At 36.8% G+C, this 23,276-nt stretch carries 11 protein-coding genes; 5 read left to right on the forward strand and 6 right to left on the reverse strand.

Going from position 1 to position 23,276, the window contains the following annotated elements; all coding sequences use genetic code 11:
• Positions 1-36: 36 nt before the first annotated feature.
• From CGC52_RS09800 to ricT, 5 genes are all read right to left on the reverse strand, one after another.
• Positions 37-1,311: a pitrilysin family protein gene (locus tag CGC52_RS09800; RefSeq protein WP_042009540.1), complete on the reverse strand. Its 1,275-nt coding sequence runs from the start codon at positions 1,309-1,311 to the stop codon at positions 37-39.
• A gap of 393 nt (positions 1,312-1,704) precedes the next feature.
• Complete coding sequence (locus CGC52_RS09805) at positions 1,705-3,501, reverse strand: DUF4091 domain-containing protein (protein WP_095894256.1); 1,797 nt, start codon at positions 3,499-3,501, stop codon at positions 1,705-1,707.
• A gap of 82 nt (positions 3,502-3,583) precedes the next feature.
• A complete protein-coding gene (locus tag CGC52_RS09810; protein ID WP_042009517.1) occupies positions 3,584-5,887 on the reverse strand; it encodes a penicillin-binding protein 1A in 2,304 nt (767 codons plus the stop codon).
• A gap of 111 nt (positions 5,888-5,998) precedes the next feature.
• On the reverse strand, positions 5,999-6,487 hold the full coding sequence (locus CGC52_RS09815) for a gliding motility lipoprotein GldH (RefSeq protein WP_042009516.1): 489 nt from the start codon (positions 6,485-6,487) through the stop codon (positions 5,999-6,001).
• A complete protein-coding gene (gene ricT, locus CGC52_RS09820) occupies positions 6,487-7,944 on the reverse strand; it encodes a regulatory iron-sulfur-containing complex subunit RicT (protein WP_095894257.1) in 1,458 nt (485 codons plus the stop codon). The genes CGC52_RS09815 and ricT overlap by 1 nt, the downstream gene beginning before the upstream one ends.
• Before the next feature lie 552 nt (positions 7,945-8,496).
• Between ricT and CGC52_RS09825 the strand changes: the two genes are divergently transcribed.
• The 5 genes from CGC52_RS09825 to CGC52_RS09845 all read left to right on the forward strand — a co-directional run bounded on the left by CGC52_RS09825 (position 8,497) and on the right by CGC52_RS09845 (position 20,229).
• On the forward strand, positions 8,497-11,703 hold the full coding sequence (locus tag CGC52_RS09825; RefSeq protein ID WP_095894258.1) for a TonB-dependent receptor: 3,207 nt from the start codon (positions 8,497-8,499) through the stop codon (positions 11,701-11,703).
• A 12-nt stretch (positions 11,704-11,715) separates the two neighbouring features.
• Positions 11,716-13,518, forward strand: coding sequence for a RagB/SusD family nutrient uptake outer membrane protein (locus tag CGC52_RS09830; RefSeq protein WP_095894259.1), 1,803 nt, complete (start codon positions 11,716-11,718; stop codon positions 13,516-13,518).
• A 415-nt stretch (positions 13,519-13,933) separates the two neighbouring features.
• The gene (locus tag CGC52_RS09835; protein WP_095894260.1) at positions 13,934-17,101 is read left to right on the forward strand and encodes a TonB-dependent receptor; all 3,168 of its coding nucleotides are present in this window, start codon (positions 13,934-13,936) and stop codon (positions 17,099-17,101) included.
• A gap of 22 nt (positions 17,102-17,123) precedes the next feature.
• Positions 17,124-18,806, forward strand: a complete 1,683-nt coding sequence (locus CGC52_RS09840) for a RagB/SusD family nutrient uptake outer membrane protein (RefSeq protein ID WP_095894261.1) — start codon at positions 17,124-17,126, stop codon at positions 18,804-18,806.
• 355 nt (positions 18,807-19,161) lie between these two features.
• Positions 19,162-20,229: a branched-chain amino acid aminotransferase gene (locus tag CGC52_RS09845; protein WP_095894262.1), complete on the forward strand. Its 1,068-nt coding sequence runs from the start codon at positions 19,162-19,164 to the stop codon at positions 20,227-20,229.
• A 157-nt stretch (positions 20,230-20,386) separates the two neighbouring features.
• Here the strand turns inward: CGC52_RS09845 and pheT are convergent, their stop codons facing one another.
• Positions 20,387-22,816, reverse strand: a complete 2,430-nt coding sequence (gene pheT, locus CGC52_RS09850) for a phenylalanine--tRNA ligase subunit beta (RefSeq protein WP_095894263.1) — start codon at positions 22,814-22,816, stop codon at positions 20,387-20,389.
• Positions 22,817-23,276: the final 460 nt, after the last annotated feature.

Here is a 23,276-nt window from a genome sequence, read left to right on the forward strand (position 1 = left end):
ATTTTATATTCGATTTCATACGTACTCTTTTTTCAATTATTGTTTTGCATTTTCTGGTAAATAGTCAAGATCTAAACGCTGATTAGCACTTAGATATTTTTTAGCCACACGCTGAATATCCTCACGAGTGATAGAACGATAAATATCTATTTGCTTATTAATCAGATTTGTATCTTTGTAGAAAGTGTAAAAATTCGCCAATGACAACGCAATTCCTTCCATGTTAGAATTGGTGCTCACAAAACGATTTTCAATTTGATTTTGTAGTTTTTCAAACTCACGTTGCGAGATAAGACCATTTTGTAATTTTTCAATTTCTTCATCCATTTCTTTTCCAACGGTTTCAAGAGAAATTCCAGCCATTGGCAAAGCCCCCATAATGTAGGTACCGTAATCCTCTTGTGAATCGGAAAAAGCTAATACTTGCAAAGCGCTTTTATTCTCATCTACCATCTTCTTGTAGAGACGAGAACTCTTTCCTCCTGTCAAAATAGAAGAAATAAGGTCTAAAACATACGCATCCTTTTCATTCATACCTGGCGTCCGATAAGCGTATATTTTTATTGGCAACTGAATATTAGGATCATAGTCTGTTACTTTAATTGTTTGATTAATAGGCTCTTCCTCAATTTTTGTGCGTACTATTTTATCACCTGTATTTGGAATAGAAGCAAAATAATCATGAATCCATTTTTTAGTTTGAGTTTTCTCAAAATCTCCCGCAACCACCAAAACAGCATTGTTTGGATTGTAAAATTTCTTTTTGAAGGCGATAAATTCTTCCAATTTTGCAGCATCTAAATGCTCAATTTGCCCGATAACAGACTCTCCATACGGATGTTTTTTAAATAAATGTGGATTGATTCCCGTTCTATACATAATTTTTCCGTAAGGAGCATTATCCAAACGTTGTTTCTTCTCTTCCTTAACCACCGAATTTTGCGTACTCACCCCAATTTCATTTATTACGGGATGTAATAAACGCTCTGATTCCATCCAAAGTCCTAATTCTAAATTGTTTGAAGGGAATATTTCATAGTAATAGGTTTTATCCTGTGTGGTGAAAGCATTGTTTTTTCCACCGTGTGAGGAAACGATATCGAACCATTTTCCTCGCTCAATATTCTCTGTTCCTTCAAACAAAAGGTGTTCAAAAAAATGGGCGAACCCTGTACGAGAACGATCCTCATCTTTCGCTCCTACGTGATACATCACCCCCACAGCCACCACAGGTGCTGAATTATCCTGATGTAAAATGACGTGCAATCCATTGGGCAGGTCATATTCTTCAAAGGCAACTTGTTGTGCCATAGCAAAACTTCCTGAAAGCATCATTGCTGTTACAAATAATTTGTTTTTCATATATGATAAAAGTAAAAATTTCTATGAATATTTAAGAATACGTGTTAAAAAATATATTTACTAACAAATCTTTCCTGTTAGTATCAGAATATTTCATTTTGTTACAAAATAATTTGTAAAATGATTACTAGTATGGTTAAGACTTTAAATTTGTTGGTAATATATCTCCGTTTCAAGCCTTAAATTGATATTAAAATCAGATGTAAAGATTTGTATCTTAGTTTTTTATGCCTTAAATTTTAAGTATACGATATTTTTACATTATAAAATTCGATGGATTTGCTCCACAATCGTATCTAATTTGAGTATATTACAGCTCCTAAAAAACAGATAAACAAGAATTTACAATGAATTTATAATATATTTTGCTTTGCTGACTGTTTCTTTAGCAGGGATTTTCGGGATACCATATTCATCAAAGGTCTGTAAGACTTCTTCTATTTTTTCCAACGCCTGAATGTTTCCCGATTTCTTAAATTCTTCACGGAGAATACGAACTTTTTCATAATTTTGGATACCTTCAATCATTCGTTCCATACGAATAGAACTTCGACCTAAGGGATAAGTTAAATAGGTGTCGCCTGCCGCCCAACTTACAAAACGACTATCAAGAAGGGGTTCAATTGTCCAACTATTCAATGCCCAGCGTAGGTATCCATCTAAGTTTTCTTTGGCTACAAACCAACCTAACCACTCACTTTCAGCAGGTTCACTGAACGTAAAAGTGTTTGGGTAAGGTTCAGTACAACATGTATAATAAGTAGAAATTTTACCTTGCTCTCTACGCTTGTTTTTTACATCGTCGGAGAATTTTTTCCATAGAGCTACACAATAGTCATCCAAATCGGCTTCAATTTCCTCATGCCAATCACCAGCAAAAGATACTTTGAAATTAGGATCAGCTTGTTTAATAACTTTCAGGGTTTCTAACATCACTTTCATAGGACGCTCATCCATAGAAATATACGTTTTTTCAAACCATCCCTTACCTTTTAAGTGTTTTGCAAAGGCGGTGAGCATAGCTCCCCAAACCTCGTTGTATTCAGGTTTTCCTGGTTGTGTTTCAATTTTTTGCACTTGGTTAGTAGCTTGATCAAAATACTGAAAAGACAACTTCCAAGGAACCATCGAATAGCAATTGATTTGTTTGGTTATTCCCATTTCGTGCATAAATTCGACCCATTTGTCGAACACCGCAAAATCAAAATGCCAAGAGCCATCTAGCTTTTTAAACCACGTAACCATGGAACCGAAAGCGTCGTAAGTTTGTCCTCCCCATGGCTTATGCATGATTGATGCTGTGATTGATTTCCCTCCCGCTTCCACATAGGGTTGCATCTCTATTCGCAATTTATCGAAATGCTCCTTACTCCATGGTCTTAGATTGTGATAACGAGATACTGCATACGGATTTTGCCACAAATCTAAATGAAAGTGCCAGTCTTTTGAGGCGGGTAAAACTCGGTCTAATATTTTTATTTCCAACGAAAGTTTTTGGAATACTTTTCCTTTATTTTTTACCGAAATAAATCCTTTGTAGCTTCCTGAGGCTGCATTTTGAGGCACTTGCACCTTTACCCAAATTCCTCGAGAGGTTTGTGCAGGGATGACCAATTTTTTAGCGTAGTGATCAATTGCATCTGCTACAAGAGTAGAATCAAAGTTAATTGCGGTACGATAACCACAGCCTCCTTTGCCATCCTTATTGAGTTCGTCCGTCATCACATAACGAATAAAATCAGCTGAAATATGTTCTTTTTTAAGGTTATTTTTAAGTTTCGTATGCTTAAAATCACTGATGTCAACTGAAATTTCAGCATCTTTGTTGGCATTAACTACTACAATTTGTCCCGAAATACGCTCTCCTTTCCAAGCGGTTAAAGTTTGAGCCAATTTTAAGTCCTTAGCTGGAGTTTCTTTTTTATAGCGGACATCCGTAGAACCCCAACCTGCAGTTGTTCCCTTGAAGTTTTTCCACTCCTGAGGGTTGGCTTTCACAGGATTTGGCAATTCTATAAAAGTTTCTTTCGGAAAAGGAACTTGTCCTGTAAGCTGTTTGGAGTGAGTAATACCTTGATTTTCTTGAGCTTTCATCGAAAGTATAAGAAATAACCACAGAAGAAAATAACATTTTTTCATCACCTTAAATAGTATGTTTAGATGTCCACAAAGATATAATTTTTCGCTGAATTTTCATAGTAATTTAAGGCTACTCAAAATACTAAAAATCAATGTCTCCGAAGTCGTCTTTATCATTTTCCAAAGCTTCCACTTTTTTACAATCCATCGGAATTTCAATATTTTGTGGTGCAGGGAACGGTGATTTAGACACATTCAAATCTTTGTCAGCATAGCATTTTTTCATGTAATTTCCCCAAATAGGCAACGCCATAGTTGCTCCTTGCCCATAGGTAATTCCTTTGAAGTGGACGGCTCGGTCTTCACCTCCAACCCAAACACCCGTGACCAAATTTGGCACCATGCCCATAAACCAACCATCACTGTTGTTTTGCGTAGTTCCTGTTTTCCCTGCTATTGGATTGGTAAAAGCATACGGATAGCCCGTAATTACGTTTTTATACATACTGTTATAAGAATCCGCTCCTTTGGTTCTCAATCTGGCACCTGAACCATACTGTGTAACTCCTTCCATAAGGTTAACAACAGCTCTGGCTACTTCGGCACTCACCACATCGCGTGTTTGAGGCGTATTTTCAAAAAGTACGGTTCCGTTTTTATCCTCAATACGCGTTACCAATGTGGGTTTCACATATACTCCTTCATTTGCAAAAGTTCCATAAGCTCCAACCATTTCATAAACCGTAATATCTGCTGTCCCTAATGCGATGGACGGCATCTCAGGAATTTCTGCTGAAATTCCCAATTCACGAGCCAAATTAATCACAGGAACTGGCCCAACTTTATCCATCAAGTTCACCGTAATGGAGTTAATTGAGTTTGCTAAGGCATACTTCAAAGTCATCATGTCACCTGAAAATTTTCCGTTAGAGTTTCGTGGGCACCAAGCAGTCAAGTTTTGATATTTCCCTGCTTCAATACATGTCTGAATATCAGGAAGTTCATGACAAGGTGAATAGTGTAACTGGTCAATGGCGGTTGCGTACACAAAGGGCTTGAAAGTAGATCCTGTTTGTCGAGCACCTTGAATCACTTGGTCGTATTGAAAATGTTTATAATTGATTCCTCCTACCCATGCTTTGATATGCCCAGTTTGAGGCTCCATTGACATCATTCCCGTTCGCAAAAAAGCTTTATAATACAAAATCGAATCTAAAGGTGTCATAATCGTATCTCGTTCACCTTGCCATGAGAAAACACGCATTTCGGTTTTTTCTTTGAACGATTGCTCTATTTCTTTTTCGGAATAGCCCAAAGATTTCATCTTTCTCCAACGCTCCGATTGTTTCATAGCTCTATTAATCAAGGAATTAAATTCATCTTTTGATACTTCTACAAACGGAAAGGTTTTGTTTTTCTTTGGATTGTTTTCAGCATCGAATACTTTTTGCAGTCGTTGCATGTGCTCTTCTACCGCCAATTCAGCATAGGTCTGCATTTTTGAATCAATGGTGGTGTAAACTTTCAAACCGTCCAAATAAAGATTATGTTTCGTTCCATCAGGTTTGGGATTTTGGTCTATCCATGTTTTCATAAATGAGCGTAAATACTCACGAAAGTAAGTTGCTATTCCTTCGTTATGACTTTCTGGAGTAAAGCGTAATTCCAAAGGCAATTTTTGCAATGAATCTTTTTCTTTCTGAGTGATATAATTATTTTTTGCCATTTGTGCCAAGACTACATTACGTCGGTTAGTAACCCCTACAGGATTTCGTACAGGATTGTAGAGCGATGAATTTTTGAACATTCCTACCAATACAGCACTCTCCTCTAAGCTCAGTTCCATAGGTTCTTTATCAAAGAAAATACGTGCTGCCGAACGTATTCCATCTGCTTGATATCCAAAGTCATATATATTAAAATACATTGTAAGAATCTCTTCCTTGGTATATTGTGTTTCCAAGCGAGTAGAAATTATCCACTCTTTGATTTTTTGGGTATATCGCTCCAAACCACGAGCCTTCGTACCGTGAAATAACTGTTTTGCAAGTTGTTGCGTGATTGTTGACGCTCCTCCTTTACTTCCGAGATAAGCAAAGGCACGAAGAGTTCCTCGCACATCAATTCCTGAATGGTCATAAAAACGCTCGTCTTCCGTAGCTATCAGAGCATCAACCAAATGTTTTGGCAAATCCTTATATCTTACAGGAGTTCGATTGTCATCCAAATAGAATTTTCCTAATGTTTTTCCGTCAGCGGTAACAATCTCTGTTGCCAAGTTTGTTTCTGGATTTTCCAATCGCTTGAAATCAGGCATCTCTCCTAAAAAACCCCATGAGCCAAAAGCAAAAAGTAGACACACAAACCCAATGCCTCCGAAAAATACCAACCAAAACAGTTTAACTAACTTGTTTTTACTTCCTTCTTTCGTTGTATTCTTTTTCATTATGTATTTTTGTAATATCTTGATAATTATATTTTTAAATAATAAATTCGAACATCAAATAAACTTTTTTCATTCCTTTTAAGCTAATGTCAAAATTTATCTAACAGTAGATTATCTTTCCTGAATATTTTCTATTTGCAATCCGACTTCGGTAATACCATTGAGCTGTTCCAAACCGTCTGTTTCTCCTATTTTTCGCATGGCTTGTTCTACCTTTATAGTATATGTTCCATTGGCTGAAAACACAAAGTTTTCTTTATACCACAACTTATTTTCCTTTACAGATGAATATCCATAACCTAACCATTTCCCTTCTGGGGTTGCCATTTCGTATTCCAAAGTGTCTATAATGAGCCTTCTGTCAGGCAATTCCATGTGAGTAATAAGAAATAAATTACTAAACTCATACTTTTCATTATTTCTCAGCATAATGAATATGTTTTTTTTAGCAATAGAATCGGAGTGTTGAAATTGAAACGACACAGGCGATGCCTTTTGCCAACCTTCTCCATCTGAAAGTGAAACATATTCGCTATATTCGATGTTTGACTGACAGCTACTCCACATCAGGACGGCCAAAAATAGGGTTAAAAATCTCATTATTTATTATTATCGGTGCTATTCTTATTAAAATGGTTCGATTTTCGTTTTGCATTTGGATTTTTTTCCTTCAAATGCTTTGGATTTTTTGAGTTTTTCTGATTTGCGATATTATTCTTCTGTTTGTCCTTCTCGTTTTCAATAGGAATATTGTGTTTTTGAGATTGGGGCTGTGTCTTCTTAATTTTTACCTGTTGATTTGTTTTTCGCTGCTCATTTTTATGTTGAACATTTGCATCTACCTGTTTTTCAGGAATCTCTACTTTACTTTCTGATTTTCCTGTTTCATTACCATTTTGGTTCCCTGCCTTGTTACTCTTGGAACGCTTGTCATTTTTCTTTTTCTTGCGTTTGGGTTTGTCGAATCGAGTAAGACTATCCTCGGTATTTTCCTTGATCATTGTCATTCCAATTCCAGAACCTATTCCATCTGCTTCGGCTGTGATGGCATAATCTTCTAATACGACATCTTTGTCACCTGCACCATTCTTGGCAATAATTTCTTTGACACTTTCTACCGACAATTTATGCCAATTTATAGGGTCTTCGTCATAAGAATACCACATCAAACGTTTGAAAATGTCTATTTTTTGACAACTTGCTTTCCCTTTTTCCGTATGTAATTTAGTTTCTGTACGAGGGAAATCCTGCAGAGCATCCACGTAGGAATCCAGCTCAAAATTGAGACAGCATTTCAACTTTCCACACTGTCCTGCTAATTTCTGTGGATTCAGTGAAAGTTGCTGATAACGAGCCGCTGAAGTGGTTACAGTTCTAAAATCAGTGAGCCATGTTGAGCAACACAGTTCACGCCCACATGAACCGATCCCTCCTAATCGAGCCGCTTCCTGACGGAAACCTATTTGTCGCATTTCAATGCGTACCGAAAAGGCTCGTGCCATATCCTTAATCAATTGACGGAAATCGACTCGACCTTCAGCTGTATAATAAAACGTAGCCTTAGAACCATCTCCTTGGAATTCTACATCTGAAATTTTCATTTCCAATCCTAAAGCAATCGCTAATTCTCGCGAGCGTTTTTGCACTTCAATCTCTTTATCCCGAGATTCTTGCCAAATATCAATATCTCGCTGATTTGCTTTTCGGTAGACTTTAGGAATTCCTTCTCCATTCCAATCGATTTTTCGCTTTTTCATTTGCAAACGAACCAATTCACCTGTGAGGGTAACCACTCCTACGTCATGTCCTGAACTGGCTTCCGTAGCAACTACATCACCTATTTGTAACGATAATTTCTCTGTATTTTTAAAGTATTCCTTACGGCTATTCTTAAAGCGGACTTCTACGCAGTCAAAAAAATCTTGTCCCCCTGGTAAGCGCACATTTGATAGCCAATCAAAGACAGCTAATTTTCCGCTATTGCAACCTCCAGAACTACATCCTCCACTGCATCCACCACCTTTTTTATTTTTTGTTGTGCAACTATTGCAACTCATTCTTTGTTATTTATTATATTGAAAAACAAGGTTTTGAATAGATATTGTTAGAAAATAACCTTGTCCGATTAGTATTTGTCTTTTAGTCATTTGCTATTTTATACGAATAGCTTCAATTTGCAAAAATACATTTTTTATTTTTACGTACTATAAAATATAACGGATTTTTTTCTAACAGAATTTCTTTCCTAACATGAAGAAGGCAAAATAAATACGGTTTAATTGATAATTACATCAACTTGTGAATTGTTAACAAAAAATAAAGTAAAGATTATAGGTCTTCTGTTTGAAATATAAAACTCATAATATCAATAATTTATATCTTATAATTATGAGATAAACTATTCAGATTGGATTGTTTTTTTATTTTCAATTCCTAAAATTTCACCTCATAAAATTCATAAAATACATGAACTAAATAGTCATAACAAATTTACAACCCTTAAAATGTTAAAAAAAAACTTTTTATTGTTATTATTAAGATAATATTTTATCTTTGCCATAGCTCTATTGTGGAGTACAATGAGTAAAGTTTAACTAAAATTTTAAAAAATGACTAAGAAGTTTTTGTTGGCAGTGCTGTTGATGTTATCAGCAATAACGTTAACGGCACAGGTTAAGGTAACTGGAAAAGTTACTGATGAGACAAGTAGTCCACTTCCTGGTGCAAATGTGATACTAAAGGGGACTATGAAAGGAGTTGTTACCGATTTTGATGGTAACTATACGCTTGAAGCTAATCAAGGCGATATTATTGAGTTCAGCTACATAGGTTATCAATCTCAAACTAAAAATGTAATTGCAGATGGCAGTAAATCTTTGATAATAAACATATCACTAAGAGAAGATGCTGAAAAACTGGAAGATGTTGTTGTTGTGGGCTATGGCGTTCAGAAAAAAGTAAACTTAACGGGAGCCGTATCTTCTGTAAAGGGAGAGACTCTTGAAACTCGTCCTGTTGCTAACGCAACGCAGAGTTTACAGGGTATGGTTTCGGGTTTATTTGTTAACAATTCAGGTTCAGGACGTCCTGGAGCTAATGGTTCTCTCAGTTTGCGGGGGCAAGGAAATTTGAGTAACACCGCAAATCCGTATGTTTTAGTAGATGGTGTTGAAATGAATTTAGCCGATGTAAATCCAAACGACATAGAAAATATATCGGTTTTGAAAGACGCAGCGGCAAGTGCAATTTATGGAGCAAGAGCAGCTTACGGCGTTATCTTGGTGACGACAAAAAAAGGACAGGAGGACAAAATGAGAATAAACTATCAAGGAACAATGGGTTTCCATTCACCTACCGTTTTACCTGATATGGTTGATTCTTATTCATTCGCTCAATATTGGAACGCTGGAGTTAAAAATGCAGGCTCAACAAGGCTGTACAGCGACCAAAAAATGGCTTTATTGCAACAGTATATCACTGATCCAAATAGCGTAAATCCGTGGTTTGAACTTCCTGCAAACAGCCTTATGAATCCCGCTTTTGAAAACTCTGAACGAGGTGTAGGAAACGTTGATTACTTTGATTTGCATTATAAGAATAATGCTGTTCGTATCAACCATAATCTTAGCGTGAGTGGAGGAAACAAAAAAGCTCAATATTATCTCTCGGGCGGATATTATGAGGAAGACGGTATTTTACGCTATGCTAAAATGGATTTCAAACGCCATACACTCACTGCTAACATTTCTTCACAGATGATCGACTGGTTAAAAATAAAATTGAACACAAAATTTTTGTCTTCTCAAAATAACACTCCTTTTGGAGATGGTGGTTTGTCAGAAGGATTTTATCACTCATTAGCTCGTTTCCGTCCTACAGTTTCACACATAGACCCTAACGGAAATTTCACAGAACTGACAATGATTCCTTATTTACAAAGTGGAACATACACTACTTTAGACAGAAACTCTCTGAACATTACTGCAGGGGCAGAATTGCAACCTCTTAAAAACTGGTTCATATTTTTTGACTACACTCATCGTCAAGGTAATGATGAATACGAAGCTTTAAGTGTTGCGCCTAATATTTATGCTGCTGATGGGGTTACTACTTCAAAGGGTGTAAGAAGCGAATTGAGCGTTACCCCTGATGGGCGATTTACTCGCTACTACGCTCGTGAAGGATACAAAACAATGAACCTTTACACAAATTATCTACTTACATTAGCCGAAAAGAATAATTTTACTTTTATGGCAGGTTATCAGGAGGAAGATTTATCGTATAGCTACCTAAAAAATTCTACTACAAAACTTTATTCTACTATAAATCCTAATGTAGGGATGGGAGCAGGGGATAAAGTAATCACTGATAGTCGATATGGTTGGGCAACCCGAGGAATTTTTGGGCGAATTAACTACGATTATGATGGTCGTTATCTTCTTGAAATTAACGGTCGTTACGACGGCTCATCTCGATTTGCAAAAGCCAACAGATGGGGCTTTTTTCCTTCGTTATCAATGGGTTGGAATATAAGTCGAGAAAGCTTTATGGAAACGACTTCCAATTTTCTATCTAATTTAAAATTGCGAGCCTCTTACGGGTTGTTAGGAAACCAAGCTGGTGCAGACCTGTACACATTTGCCGCTACCATGCCTTTGAGTAACAGATTAGGAGGTTATATTTTTTCTGATGGAAGACATTCATATACACAAGCACCTAAGGTGATTGACTTAAACACAACTTGGGAAAAAGTAGAAAGCAAAAACATTGGAATTGATTTTGGTTTATTCGACAATAAACTAACAGGTTCGTTTGATGTTTTTCAACGCGATACTAAAGATATGTTGGGAACAGCTCTCAGCTTTCCTGATTTTTTTGGAGCAGACGCCCCTAAAACAAACAATGCAAATATGCGAAACAAAGGTTGGGAGCTACAAATCAATTATCGAGGAAAAATAACAGAAGACATTAGCTTTAATGTTGGAGGAATGCTTTCTGACGCAACTTCAGTAGTTACGAAATATACGAATCCTGAAGGAACTGCACCTGCTAATAGTTGGTATGAAGGTCGATCTGTAGGTGAAATTTGGGGATATCGTTCGTCAGGATTAATACAGACCCAAGCAGAGGCTGATGAATATAATAAAACCTACGATATGAGCTATTTAAGTCCTAAGGCATGGACTCCTGGAGACGTAAAATACATAGATCTAAATAATGATAAAAAAATTGATCGAGGAGATAATAAACTCAGTAATATGGGAGATATGACCATTATAGGTAATACAACACCACGATATCAATACACCATAAACGGAGGAATTAGTTGGAAAGGATTAGCTCTCAATGTAATGCTTCAAGGAGTTGGCAAGCGCGATTGGCATCCTGAAAGCGGATCTTATTTCTGGGGTTCAGGGCCTTACGCACAAGTACATGTTTTTAAACAACATTTAGATTATTGGAGCGAAACGAATCCTAATGCCTATTATCCAAAACCTTATATTCATACTGCAGGAGGAGTAAGAACTTTCCAGAGCAAGAACAAAGCAGTGAGTGACAGATATTTACAAAATGCAGCTTATTGCCGACTTAAAAATGTTACATTGAGTTATACGCTATCTGAAGAGATCATTAAAAGATTTAATTTCCAAAAGGTACAAATGTTTATTTCAGGAGAAAACCTATTGACATTCACATCTTTAATGGATATATACGACCCTGAAGCTATTTTTACAGGAAATACGTATACAGGCGAAGGTGGTAAAAACTACCCGATGAATAAAGTTGTTTCAATGGGAATAATTGTTAATTTTTAAAATTTGAAGACTATGAAACTTACAAAATATATAGGAGTGAGCATTACTCTATTATTGTTAGCATGTAATGATTTAGATAAATCACCAGAGGGAGTACTCTCAACGGACGCCCCGTTCGCTACGGCAAGTGAAATGCAAAACTACATCAACCAGTTTTATGAATCGGGCGTTCGTCACCAAGGTTTTGCAGCAGGTGGCGGTGGTGGAATCGCAGGAGATGACATACACAGTGACAATATGGCTGCAAGTTCAGCGAGTACTCGTCTTGCAGGAGAATTGTCACTAAATAATGCCCAAAGTTTAGGAAATTATACACAAATTCGAAATATAAATTTTCTTTTAAATAATTTAGACTATAGTCAAGAAAAAGGAAGTGTTGCTTACAACCAATGTGTTGGTGAAGCGTATTATTTTAGAGCTTGGTATTATTACCAAATGTTTATAAACTACGGACAACTAACGTGGGTTGAAAAGCCTTTAGACCCAGATTTAGAACAAATGAAGCTTCCTAGAGATAGTCGTACTACCATCGCTGATAACATCCTCTCTGATTTAGATAAAGCTATTGAGTTGCTTTCTGAGCAAAACTCCAGTGCTACTATGAGGATTCACAAAGATGTTGCTCGTGCCTTAAAAAGTGAAGTAGCTCTTTTTGAAGCAACCTGGGAAAAGTATCATAAAGCCAAAGGAAATGCATTCTATGATCCTTCGGTCACAGATGAAAAAATTAAAAGCTATCTACAACAAGCCGTTGCTGCAGCGAAAGTTGTAGTTGATAGAGGTGTTTGGCAAATCTATTCAACGGGGGATGTAAATAATGACTATCGAAAACTTTTTCAAACAACCAATCTGTCAACTAATAAGGAAGTTTTATGGTTTAAGCTTTATGACGGAGACCAAGTAGGTAACAACGTAAATAGATATTTGAACAAAGGCGGTGGTTCTGTTGGAGTTACAGCTTCATTGGTTGATGATTATCTTACTATATCAGGAACTCCATTCATAGGAACGGAAAAACAAACCGCAAAAACAGTTTTCGGAAATGAACTATTGCCAACAGTACGAGACCCTCGTTTATCTCAAACCGTATGTATACCTGGGCAAAAGTTACGTCCTGATGAAGGCTCCTATGTTGTCCCTCCACTTACAGGTGGATCATACCATCAAAATGTAACAGGGTACTCTTTACTTAAACATGTTCAAATTGACTATACAGGAAGTTTAGATGCTGAATACAAAGGAGCAACACCTGCTATTCAATTCAGATATGCTGATGTATTGTTAAATTATGCAGAAGCCCTAGCGGAACTTGATGGTGCAGCAAATGCAGCTACTATTATTTCTTTATTGAAACCACTACGTGACAGAGTTGGGATGCCTTCTATGGATTTTGATAGAGAATATAATCAAGAAATGGATTATCCCTTCCGTAATTTAGACAAATATATCCAAGCTGTACGAAGAGAGCGTCGTGTGGAAAAAGCTTGTGAGGGGGTACGTCTAATAGATATCTTACGTTGGGCAGCTGCCGAAGAGCTCATTGTAGGAAAACTTCCAACAGGAGCATTATTTGTAGGTAGCAATTTGCAAGGACATCCTCAATACGGTAACTCTTTAAAGTATGACCAAGCAAGTGGAAATAATTTTTTCTTGACAGGTTCTACAAATGACACCGAGAGATATATTTATCCATACAACCCTTCTGGATATAGTAATGGATTGCGATTTAATCCCAACAGAGATTATTTATTGCCAATTCAGTTACGTATGTTATCACTAACAGGTAATAATTGGAAACAGAATCCCGGTTGGTAAACTTTTATATATTTATAACAAAGAAGCTGTCCAAAAAGGGTAGCTTCTTTGTTTATAGTAAGTCCGTCCTTGCCACTGATAATGAAGTTGTCCAAAAAGTCAAATTTTAGCAATTTCACAAAATTAATCTACTGAAAATAAGTGTTTTATTTTTAATATTTTGCTTAAAATAACTCTTTTGAGACAGCCTCGTGTTCTTAAACATAAGTTAAATGACCAGGTGCTATAATTTATAGGAGGTTATATACTTAATATTTGAATATTACTGTTGTATTTTTTCGAAGTATAATCAAATGAAGCTCTTTTATTTAGATTTTTATTTAAGAATATATTCACAAAAAAAAATAGTTTTTTTTCATGAAATGAAAAAAAAGATGTACCTTTACACTCGAATTTTAAATTAATCAAACAGCTTATGAAATTAAAAATTTTAACATTGTTCGCGTTTGTGTTCAGTTGGTGTTTGACACTTTCTGCACAGACGGTGTCAGTAAAAGGAACGGTTACTGACGAGAGTAAAGTGCCACTACCAGGCGTAAGTGTGTTGATCAAAAACACCACTCGTGGGGTCGCTACCGATTTTGATGGGAAGTACGAAATCAAAGCGAATCGAGGCGAGGTTCTTGTCTTCAGTTACTTAGGTTTTGTAACACAAGAAAAAGTAGTGGGGGGGGGTAATAACCTGACTATCAACGTTTTACTTGTTGAAGAAGCTCAACAATTGGAAGATGTAGTAGTTGTTGGGTATGGAACTCAGAAAAAAGAAAACTTAACGGGGGCGGTAGCAACCGTTGATGCAAAAGTATTAGAAAGCCGTCCGCTCACTACCATCGGACAAGGGTTACAGGGATTAGTCCCTAACTTAAATATCGGAGTGGGTAATGGTCGTCCAGGAACAGGTGCCAATTTCAATATTCGCGGTTTTACTTCCATCAATGGCGGAAATCCCTTAGTACTTGTTGATGGAGTGCAAATGGATCCTAATCAAATTAACCCGAATGACGTAGAGAATGTAACCGTACTTAAAGATGCCGCTTCGGCAGCTATCTATGGGGGGCGTGCCGCTTTTGGGGTAGTGCTTATCACTACCAAACAAGGAAAAAAAGGAACTCCGCTTCAAGTGAGCATTTCTACAAATTACTCGCTTACACGCCCAACACGTTTGCCTAAATTAGTAAATTCGTTAGAATACTTAACAATGTATCTCTTGGCAGATGAAACAGGTGCCGTCTCTGGTGGTTCTAGAGGTGGTCAAGGTTTTGGGCAAGAAGACATTGACAGAGTAAAAAAATATATGGCTGACCCACGTCCCGAAAATGCTGTGTATATTGACCCTACCGATCCGCGAAAATACCGTTATGTAGGCAATACTGATTGGATTGAGGAAATGTACCCTGGTTGGGCACCACAATCGCAACACAACATTTCTCTTTCAGGAGGTTCAGAAAAAACTACTTATATAGCTTCTGGAGGAATGTTTGAGCAACAAGGGCTTTTCAAAGTGTCTAATCAAAAATTCAATCGTTACAATTTAAATCTCGGGCTAACTACTGATGTTACCAAGTGGCTTACTCTTGGAGTTAAAACAAGCCTAAATCGCAAACAAAACGACCAGACTTCAAACGGGCGTAATGGTGTTGAGACAGAACGTTTTGCCAGTGATTTAAAACCTTTGATGCCAGTGCGTCACCCTGACGGAAATTTCTCAGGACAAGGTGTTTTTGCCAATCCGTTCGCGATGATTGCCACAGGAGGAAGAGAAAAGTACGCTTCTGATGATATATGGGTAACAGGAAATTTTGTATTCAAACCCATTAAAAACGTAAAAGTGGTAGGGGACTATACTTGGAATTCGTATAGAAACAATAGTAAAACAAACGTAAAACGTTTCAAAGAATACGGAGCACCTACCGATGGTGTTAGTATTTTTGACTCTACAAAAGCTACTGATTTGGGCTTCTTCGCACACACCAATACTTCCCGAGTAGATGAAAGCAGTAGCCAAGACATTTACAAAGCAGCTAACATTTATGCACAGTATGAAAACACCTTTGCTGAAAAACACTATTTCAAAGCAATGGTAGGGTATAGCCAAGAAGAAAAACACAACGAATCTTTTTGGGCAAGTGCGAAAAACCTTATCAATCAAGATTATCCGTACCTGAAACTAAACAATGATGATAAACCTCGCGTAGGTAGTGGAATTTCTGACTGGGCTTTGATAGGTTCTTTCTTCCGTTTGAACTACGTATTTGCTGAAAAATATCTGTTAGAAATCAACGGACGCTATGATGGTTCTTCTAAATTCAGCAAAAATAACAGATATGTATTCAGCCCTTCGGCTTCGTTGGGTTGGCGTATTTCTAAGGAAGGATTTTTTGAGCCTCTAACCAAAGTAGTAAGTGATTTGAAATTCCGTGTGTCCTACGGTGATTTACCCAACCAATATGTGGGAGGAAATTACCCGTATTTGGCAACAATGGGCTATGGAGCACAAACAGGCTATCTGTTCGGCAATGCAGGACTTCCTTACGTAAATGCTCCTGGATTAGTGAGCGATAACTTTACTTGGGAAACCGTAGAAACGCGTAACATAGGGGTAGATTACGGCTTCTTTAACAACCGCTTATCAGGTTCGTTTGACTATTACATCCGAAATACCAAAGGAATGTTGGTAAACGGAGTTCCTTTGCCCAAAGTGTTGGGAACAGGGTCTCCACAGCGAAATGCTGCCGATTTGGAAACCAAAGGATTTGAGTTTTCCATCGGCTGGAAAGACCGAGTTTCCGAAGATTTTAGTTATAATATAAGTTTCAATTTAGCGGACAGTAGGGCGTTTATCACCAAATATGATCTTAACCCTATCAATAGTCTTGGACATCGAGTAAATGGTCATATTATGTATGAAGGAGCTGAAATTGGCGAGATATGGGGGTATACTTCTAATGGTTTGTACCAAACCGATGAAGATGCCGCTAAACTTGATAAGAAAAAATTGGCTGGTTACAAATGGTTGGCGGGAGACGTAAAATTTGAGGATTTGAAAGTTGATGGCAAAATCAATAATGGAGATAATACCTTAGATAATCCTGGCGATATGAGCATTATAGGAAACAACCGTTCACGTTACACTTTCGGGGTAAATATGGGGGCTAATTACAAAGGATTCGATTTTTCGTTATTCCTACAAGGTACGGCAAAAAGAGATTATGCTTTGGGTGGCACTTATTTTTGGGGCTTTACCAACCAATGGGCAGTACCTACTACCGAGCAATTGGATTATTGGACACCTGAAAACCCAAATGCTTATTTTCCAAGACAGCGTTTCGGGGGAGGAAACTTCCAAACCTCTACACGCTACTTGCAAGATGCTTCTTACTTACGTGTAAAACAAATCACATTGGGGTACACCTTGCCTAAGGACGTAATGCAAGCCATTGGAATGAGTAATTTGAGGGTTTATGTAACAGGAGAAAATGTAATGGAATTTACCAAACTCATAAAATCATACGACCCTGAATTGCTTAATCAGATTTACCCACTTAACAGAGTATTTACCTTTGGGGTACAAGCACGATTCTAATAATTTTAAAAAGAACAAAACAATGAAGAATAAAATTAAACATATCGCAATAGGATTATCGGCTGTGCTGACAATCGTTTCTTGTAAAAACGATGATTTTTTGGACAAGTTTCCTCCTGATGCGTTTACCGAGCCTTCCTATTTTAAAACAGAACAAGAATTGAGTTTTTTTGCTAACCGATTCTACGGAAGCTTGCCTTTGAGCATCTTACAACATAGAGATGTACAGTCGGATAATATGGTACCTAATAGTCCTGATGACTTTTTATTTGGGACATACACAGTTCCCTCATCAGGAGGAGGTTGGGACACAGGTGCTTGGAATGGCATACGAAATTGTAATTTCTTTTTAGAAAATTACCAAAAAGTTTCAGGAACAACCAAAGAAAAATATGCGGCAGAGGTTCGTTTTTTCAGGGCGTTATACTATTGGGAAAAAGTAGTTCGCTTTGGTGATGTGCCGTTAATACTCAAAAAAGTAGGTGATGCCTCACCTGAAATATACGGTCCAAGAGAACCTCACAAAAAAGTGATGGACGAAGTTTTGAAAGACCTTAATTTTGCTATTGAGCATCTGCCCGAAAAGGCAAATGCAGAGGCAGGAAGGTTACACAAAGATGCTGCCCTTGCTCTCAAATCAAGAATTGCACTTTGGGAAGGTACTTTCCGTAAGTATCACAATTTAGGTGATGAGCGTGTATTTTTGGAAGCAGCCGTTGATGCCAGTGAAAAACTGATGGCAAAAGGATATGAAATCTATTCCACAGGAAAGCCAAATGAGGATTATCGCAATTTATTCATTCAGGATAATTTGGCAGGCAATAAAGAAGCTATATTCCACAGACATTATCTGCGTGCTGTTGAAACTGGAAGACACGAATATAGCCGTTCAGCCAAAGGCTCTAACAACGGATGTAGCAAGGATTTTATGGAGTACTACCTCTTTAAAGATGGAAAACCAATTAGTACTACCTCTTACACCTATGACGACAGCACCCCAAGTAAAGAAGCTGAAAACAGAGATCCACGCTATGCACAAACCGTAGCCACCCCAGGGTTCGTAAAAACGAGTTCTACCCCGCCAGTGATTGTAAATCTTCCAGAAATAGGCACACCAGTAACTACCACAGGGTATTGGTTTATCAAAGGAATGTCAAACGATCCAAAACAGGAAGAAGCGTACAGTAGCGATACAGATATGTTTATCTTTCGATATGCAGAGGTACTGTTAAACTATGCAGAGGCTAAATATGAATTAGGAACATTGTCTCAAGCAGATTTAGACAGAACAATCAACAAGATAAGAGACAGAGTTGCAATGCCCCATTTAACGATGGATGCAGTAGCAGATGCTAACGCTAGTGATTATGGGTATGACGTAGCTCCCATTCTTTACGAAATACGCAGAGAGCGTCGTGTAGAACTTGTAGGAGAAGGTTTCCGATTTAATGACATCTTACGTTGGAAGGCTGGAAAACTGCTTAACAATCCGAAAACTATAAAAGGAATGAAATTAACAGATGAGTTGAAAGCGGAGTATAACAAAGACGCTATCAATAAATTACCCGTGGACAATGAGAAATATTTGATTGTTTACCCAGCATTTCCTAACGGACGTACGTGGAATGATAAAATGTATCTATATCCAATACCAACAGATGAGTTAAAATTGGTTGGGTATAAACAAAATCCTGGATGGGACTAATTTTTTCATGAATATACACAAGATAGTGCATGGAAAAGTTTAGACAAAATTAAAACAAACTATTATCGAAAATGAGGCTGACCTTTTTGGACAGCCTCATTTTTTGTTAGTAATAAATATTTATCAAGGAATATACAGCTAATCTCAAATAAATCGAATTTACATATTTTTTTCTTGAAAATGATTAGCTATCCTTAAAACCCATAAGACCTTTCCTTCTTTTTATTATTACATAAAACATAATGTCTTTTTAAAACGAAAATTAATTTCAAAATCTGCTTTTATCTGAACAGAGCTTCGTATTTTTTCCAAATGTCGAAAAAAAATAGTACATTCGCAGAAAATATTTAAAATTATGGATAACCTTGCATTTAATTTACGTATTCAGAAAGCGAAAGAAAGTCGTATTAATGAAGTAGATTTTTCGAATCTACAATTCGGAAAAATTTTTTCAGATCATATGTTCGTATGCCACTACACCGATGGAATGTGGCAACAACCTGAAATTAAGCCATATTCAGCTATAACTTTAGAACCTTCAGCAAGTGTTTTTCACTACGGACAGGCTATTTTTGAAGGAATGAAAGCTTATAAAGATGATGCTGGAGACATCTTTTTGTTTCGTCCGCAAGAGAATTACAAACGAATGAATAAATCAGCGGTTCGGTTAGCAATTCCAGAGTTTCCTGAAAGTTGGTTTGACCAAGGGTTGAGAGCTTTGTTGAAAATTGATAGCGAGTGGATTCAAAAAGGATTTGGAAATTCACTATACATCCGCCCCTTTATGATTTCTACCACATCAGGAATAAAAGCCTCTCCTGCAACGGATTACATGTTTATTATTATCACTTCGCCAGTTCAGGCCTATCATTCAGGCGACGTGAAAGTGAAAATTGCAGATTACTATAGCCGTGCTGCTAATGGAGGTTTTGGTGCTGCCAAGGCTGCTGGAAATTACGCAGGTCAGTTCTATCCAACACAATTAGCGATTGAAGAAGGCTACCAGCAAGTTATATGGACAGATGATGCTACACATGAATTTTTAGAAGAAGCAGGAATGATGAACCTATTTTTTAGAATCAATAATGTATTGATGACCTGCCCTGCAAGCGAACGTATTTTGGACGGTGTTACTCGTAAAAGCGTACTTACAATTGCTGAAAAAATGGGAATCAAAACCGAGGTACGTCCAGTAAGAGTCAAAGAGTTGATTGAAGCTGCTGAAAATGGAACTCTTCAAGAAATTTTTGGTAGTGGAACGGCAGCCGTTATAAGTCCAATTTCAGGATTTGGTTATAAAGACAAAAAATATACGTTTACACCTCCAGCTGATTTATACGCTTCAAAAATCAAAGAAGCCATTTTGAATATCCAATATAACAAAGTTGAAGACCCTTTTGGTTGGAGAGTTAAAGTCGATTAATAACGGAATATCTCTACGATTTGAAACGAAAAGAGGCTGTCAAAAAAACTAATTTCGAAGATTTAAAAGACATTTATAATCAAGATTTTATAAATATACTTTTATTTAAAAACATTTTTTTTGACAGCTTCTATTTTTTTAGAATATTAATGAATTATTATGAGCGAACAGATGCCTGTAATTTTTCCTTGAAACGTTCTTGTAAATTGTACATTACCTTTTCTATCTGTTTATCCGTGAGTGTTTTAAAATCATCTTGTAGGGTGAAACTAATTGCATAGCTTTTCTTGCCTGTAGGAAGTTTCTCGCCTTGGTATACATCAAACAGGCCTACATTTTTTAAGATAGATTTTTCGGTTTCAAATGCTATTCTATGAATGTCACTGAACGAAACAGCTTCATCAAGGAGTAATGCTAAGTCACGCCTTACTTCTGGGAATTTAGCAATTTCTTTGAATGTATTTTTCTGATTTTTAATGCTCTCAAGAACTATATCCCAGCAGATGTCGGCAAAAAAGATTTCTTGCTTGACACCAAATTTTTTCAATATTTTACCTTTAACAACGCCTATACTTCCAAGCAATTTTCCATTGATAATCCATTCAAATCCTTCTCGAATAAAGAGATTATTATCTAGAGGTTGCGTATGAATATTTTTTAGTTGCAATCGTTCAAAAACGGATTCAACAATTCCTTTCAAAAAGAAGAAATCTGTTTTCTGAGGAATAATGTTCCAATTTTCAGGAAGTTGATTACCTGTGATATAAATCATTAGGTGTTTATTTTCTACAAAATTATCACCTATTTTGTGATAACTTTTCCCAAATTCGAATAGTTTCAAATCGGAACGCTTTCGGTTAATGTTGTATTCAATAATCTCCAATCCAGAGGGTAGGAGATTTTTACGCATAAAATTTAAATCACTACTCAAAGGATTCAGAATTTTTACCACTTTTGTAAGATCTTCTTCAAAATCAGTAATTGTTTTTTCAGATACTAAGCTATTGGTCATTATCTCAGAAAACCCTTGTCCGGCAAGTTGGGAAGCTATTACATTCTGAACGTTGTGATCGTCAAATTTTGAAGCGTGTGACATTGAGGCATTAATTTTTTCTGAAAAATTAATGTTATTGTATCCATAGACACGCAAAATTTCCTCAATAACATCCGCTTCACGTTGTACATCTACACGATATGAAGGTACAACTAATCCTAAACCGCGCTCTGTAACTGAGTTGATTTTGATATCCAATGAATGTAATATGCTTTTAATGGTGTCGTTTGGAATGGTTTGTCCAATAACTTTATGAACGCGTTCGAATGCTAAAAATACCTGAAAATCCTCATGTTTTTTGGGGTATAAGTCGATAATATCCGATGAAATCTGTCCTCCTGCGACATTCTCAATTAAGATAGCAGCGTACATTAAAGCGTGTTTTACTTCGCTAATGTCTATTCCTCGTTCAAAGCGGAAAGAAGCATCGGAGTTGATAGCATGGCGTTTGGCGCTTTTTCGAACCGAAACAGGGTTAAAATAGGCACTTTCTAAAAAGATGTTGCGAGTGCTGCTGGTTACCCCCGAGTTGAGTCCACCCAAAACTCCTGCAATGCACAAAGGTTTTTCAGCATCACAAATCACCAGATCTTCTGCATCTAAGATACGTTCAACACCATCTAAGGTTTTGAATTTTGTACCAGCTTCTGACGTTTTTACGATAATTTTTTTCCCTACGATGTGATCTGCATCGAAAGCGTGTAACGGTTGTCCCAGTCCGTGGAGTACATAGTTGGTAATATCAACGATGTTGTTTTTAGGAGTAAGTCCGATGGCTTTCAGTTTGTTTTGCAACCACATGGGGGATTCGGCTACTTTTACATTGCTGATAGTCAATCCCGTATATCGAGGTGCGAGTTCTTTGTTTTGAACATCTACATCAATTTTTGATAGTCGATTGTCAATGTGAAATTTTGTCACCGAAGGGGTTATCAACTCCAAAGAAGTACCTCTTTGTATCAATCCTGCACGTAAGTCACGCGCAACACCGTAGTGACTCATGGCGTCTGCACGATTTGGAGTTAATCCGATTTCAAAGACTTCATCGTTTTCTACTTCAAAAATTTCACTGCATAAGGTTCCAGGTTCGTACTTATCATCCAAAACCATGATTCCTTCGTGTCCTTCACCCAAGCCGAGTTCATCTTCGGCACAAATCATCCCGAAACTTTCTTCACCGCGTATTTTTCCTTTTTTGATTTCCCATGGGTTTCCGTCCTTATCAAAAAGTTTTGTTCCAATGGTCGCAACAGGTACCTTTTGCCCTTTAGCAACGTTTGGAGCTCCGCACACAATTTGCACGATGTTCCCCTGACCTATGTCTACTTTGGTAACTTTCAATCGGTCAGCGTTGGGGTGTTGTTGACACTCCAATACGTGTCCGACAACAACTCCTTTCAGTCCTCCTTTGATGCTTTCGAAAGATTCAATTCCTTCAACTTCAAGTCCTAAGTCGGTAAGTAAGGCTCCAGTTTGTTCTGAAGGTAAATCAATTTTGATGAATTTTTTAATCCAGTTGTACGAAATTTTCATAGTTTGATAACACTATATGTATGTATGATTTCAAGGTTGCAAAAATACAATTTTTACCGAAATATAATATTTTTATGTAGAAAAACTTTCTTAAAGAGTACTATACTATGCTGTACATAGTTCTTTTACATTTTAAAAGTCAGTCAAAAAGAGATTCTTACTCGGTGTTGTTTCAATGATTTATAAGTCCACATTTTGGAAAAGAGTCTTAAATTTTAGAGCGTTTAAAACTGTCAAGTTTTGTAAGAGTAGACAAGATGGCATCGTATTAGGATTAATTCTTTTTAGAAGTGTTTTTATTTTCGCAGAAAATAGAGTTCTGATGGAACTATTTTTATATTTAATTTCATACTAAAAAAGTTAAACAATGTTAAATAAAATCCGATAAACGTATATTTTTCATGTTTCAACTGTTATTTTTTAGTTATAGAAATGTTATTATTTTTTTTATTGGAGGGCA

Source organism: Capnocytophaga sp. H2931 (assembly GCF_002302535.1).
In the GTDB taxonomy this organism is placed as follows: domain Bacteria; phylum Bacteroidota; class Bacteroidia; order Flavobacteriales; family Flavobacteriaceae; genus Capnocytophaga; species Capnocytophaga canis.

What these genes read in the sequence shown, in the direction of transcription:
- CGC52_RS09800 (WP_042009540.1), bottom strand. Translation starts at nt 1,311, where the DNA reads ATGGCACAACAAGTTGCCTTTGAAGAATATGACCTGCCCAATGGATTG.
- CGC52_RS09805 (WP_095894256.1), bottom strand. Translation starts at nt 3,501, where the DNA reads ATGAAAAAATGTTATTTTCTTCTGTGGTTATTTCTTATACTTTCGATG.
- CGC52_RS09810 (WP_042009517.1), bottom strand. Translation starts at nt 5,887, where the DNA reads ATGAAAAAGAATACAACGAAAGAAGGAAGTAAAAACAAGTTAGTTAAA.
- CGC52_RS09815 (WP_042009516.1), bottom strand. Translation starts at nt 6,487, where the DNA reads ATGAGATTTTTAACCCTATTTTTGGCCGTCCTGATGTGGAGTAGCTGT.
- ricT (WP_095894257.1), bottom strand. Translation starts at nt 7,944, where the DNA reads ATGAGTTGCAATAGTTGCACAACAAAAAATAAAAAAGGTGGTGGATGC.
- CGC52_RS09825 (WP_095894258.1), top strand. Translation starts at nt 8,497, where the DNA reads ATGACTAAGAAGTTTTTGTTGGCAGTGCTGTTGATGTTATCAGCAATA.
- CGC52_RS09830 (WP_095894259.1), top strand. Translation starts at nt 11,716, where the DNA reads ATGAAACTTACAAAATATATAGGAGTGAGCATTACTCTATTATTGTTA.
- CGC52_RS09835 (WP_095894260.1), top strand. Translation starts at nt 13,934, where the DNA reads ATGAAATTAAAAATTTTAACATTGTTCGCGTTTGTGTTCAGTTGGTGT.
- CGC52_RS09840 (WP_095894261.1), top strand. Translation starts at nt 17,124, where the DNA reads ATGAAGAATAAAATTAAACATATCGCAATAGGATTATCGGCTGTGCTG.
- CGC52_RS09845 (WP_095894262.1), top strand. Translation starts at nt 19,162, where the DNA reads ATGGATAACCTTGCATTTAATTTACGTATTCAGAAAGCGAAAGAAAGT.
- pheT (WP_095894263.1), bottom strand. Translation starts at nt 22,816, where the DNA reads ATGAAAATTTCGTACAACTGGATTAAAAAATTCATCAAAATTGATTTA.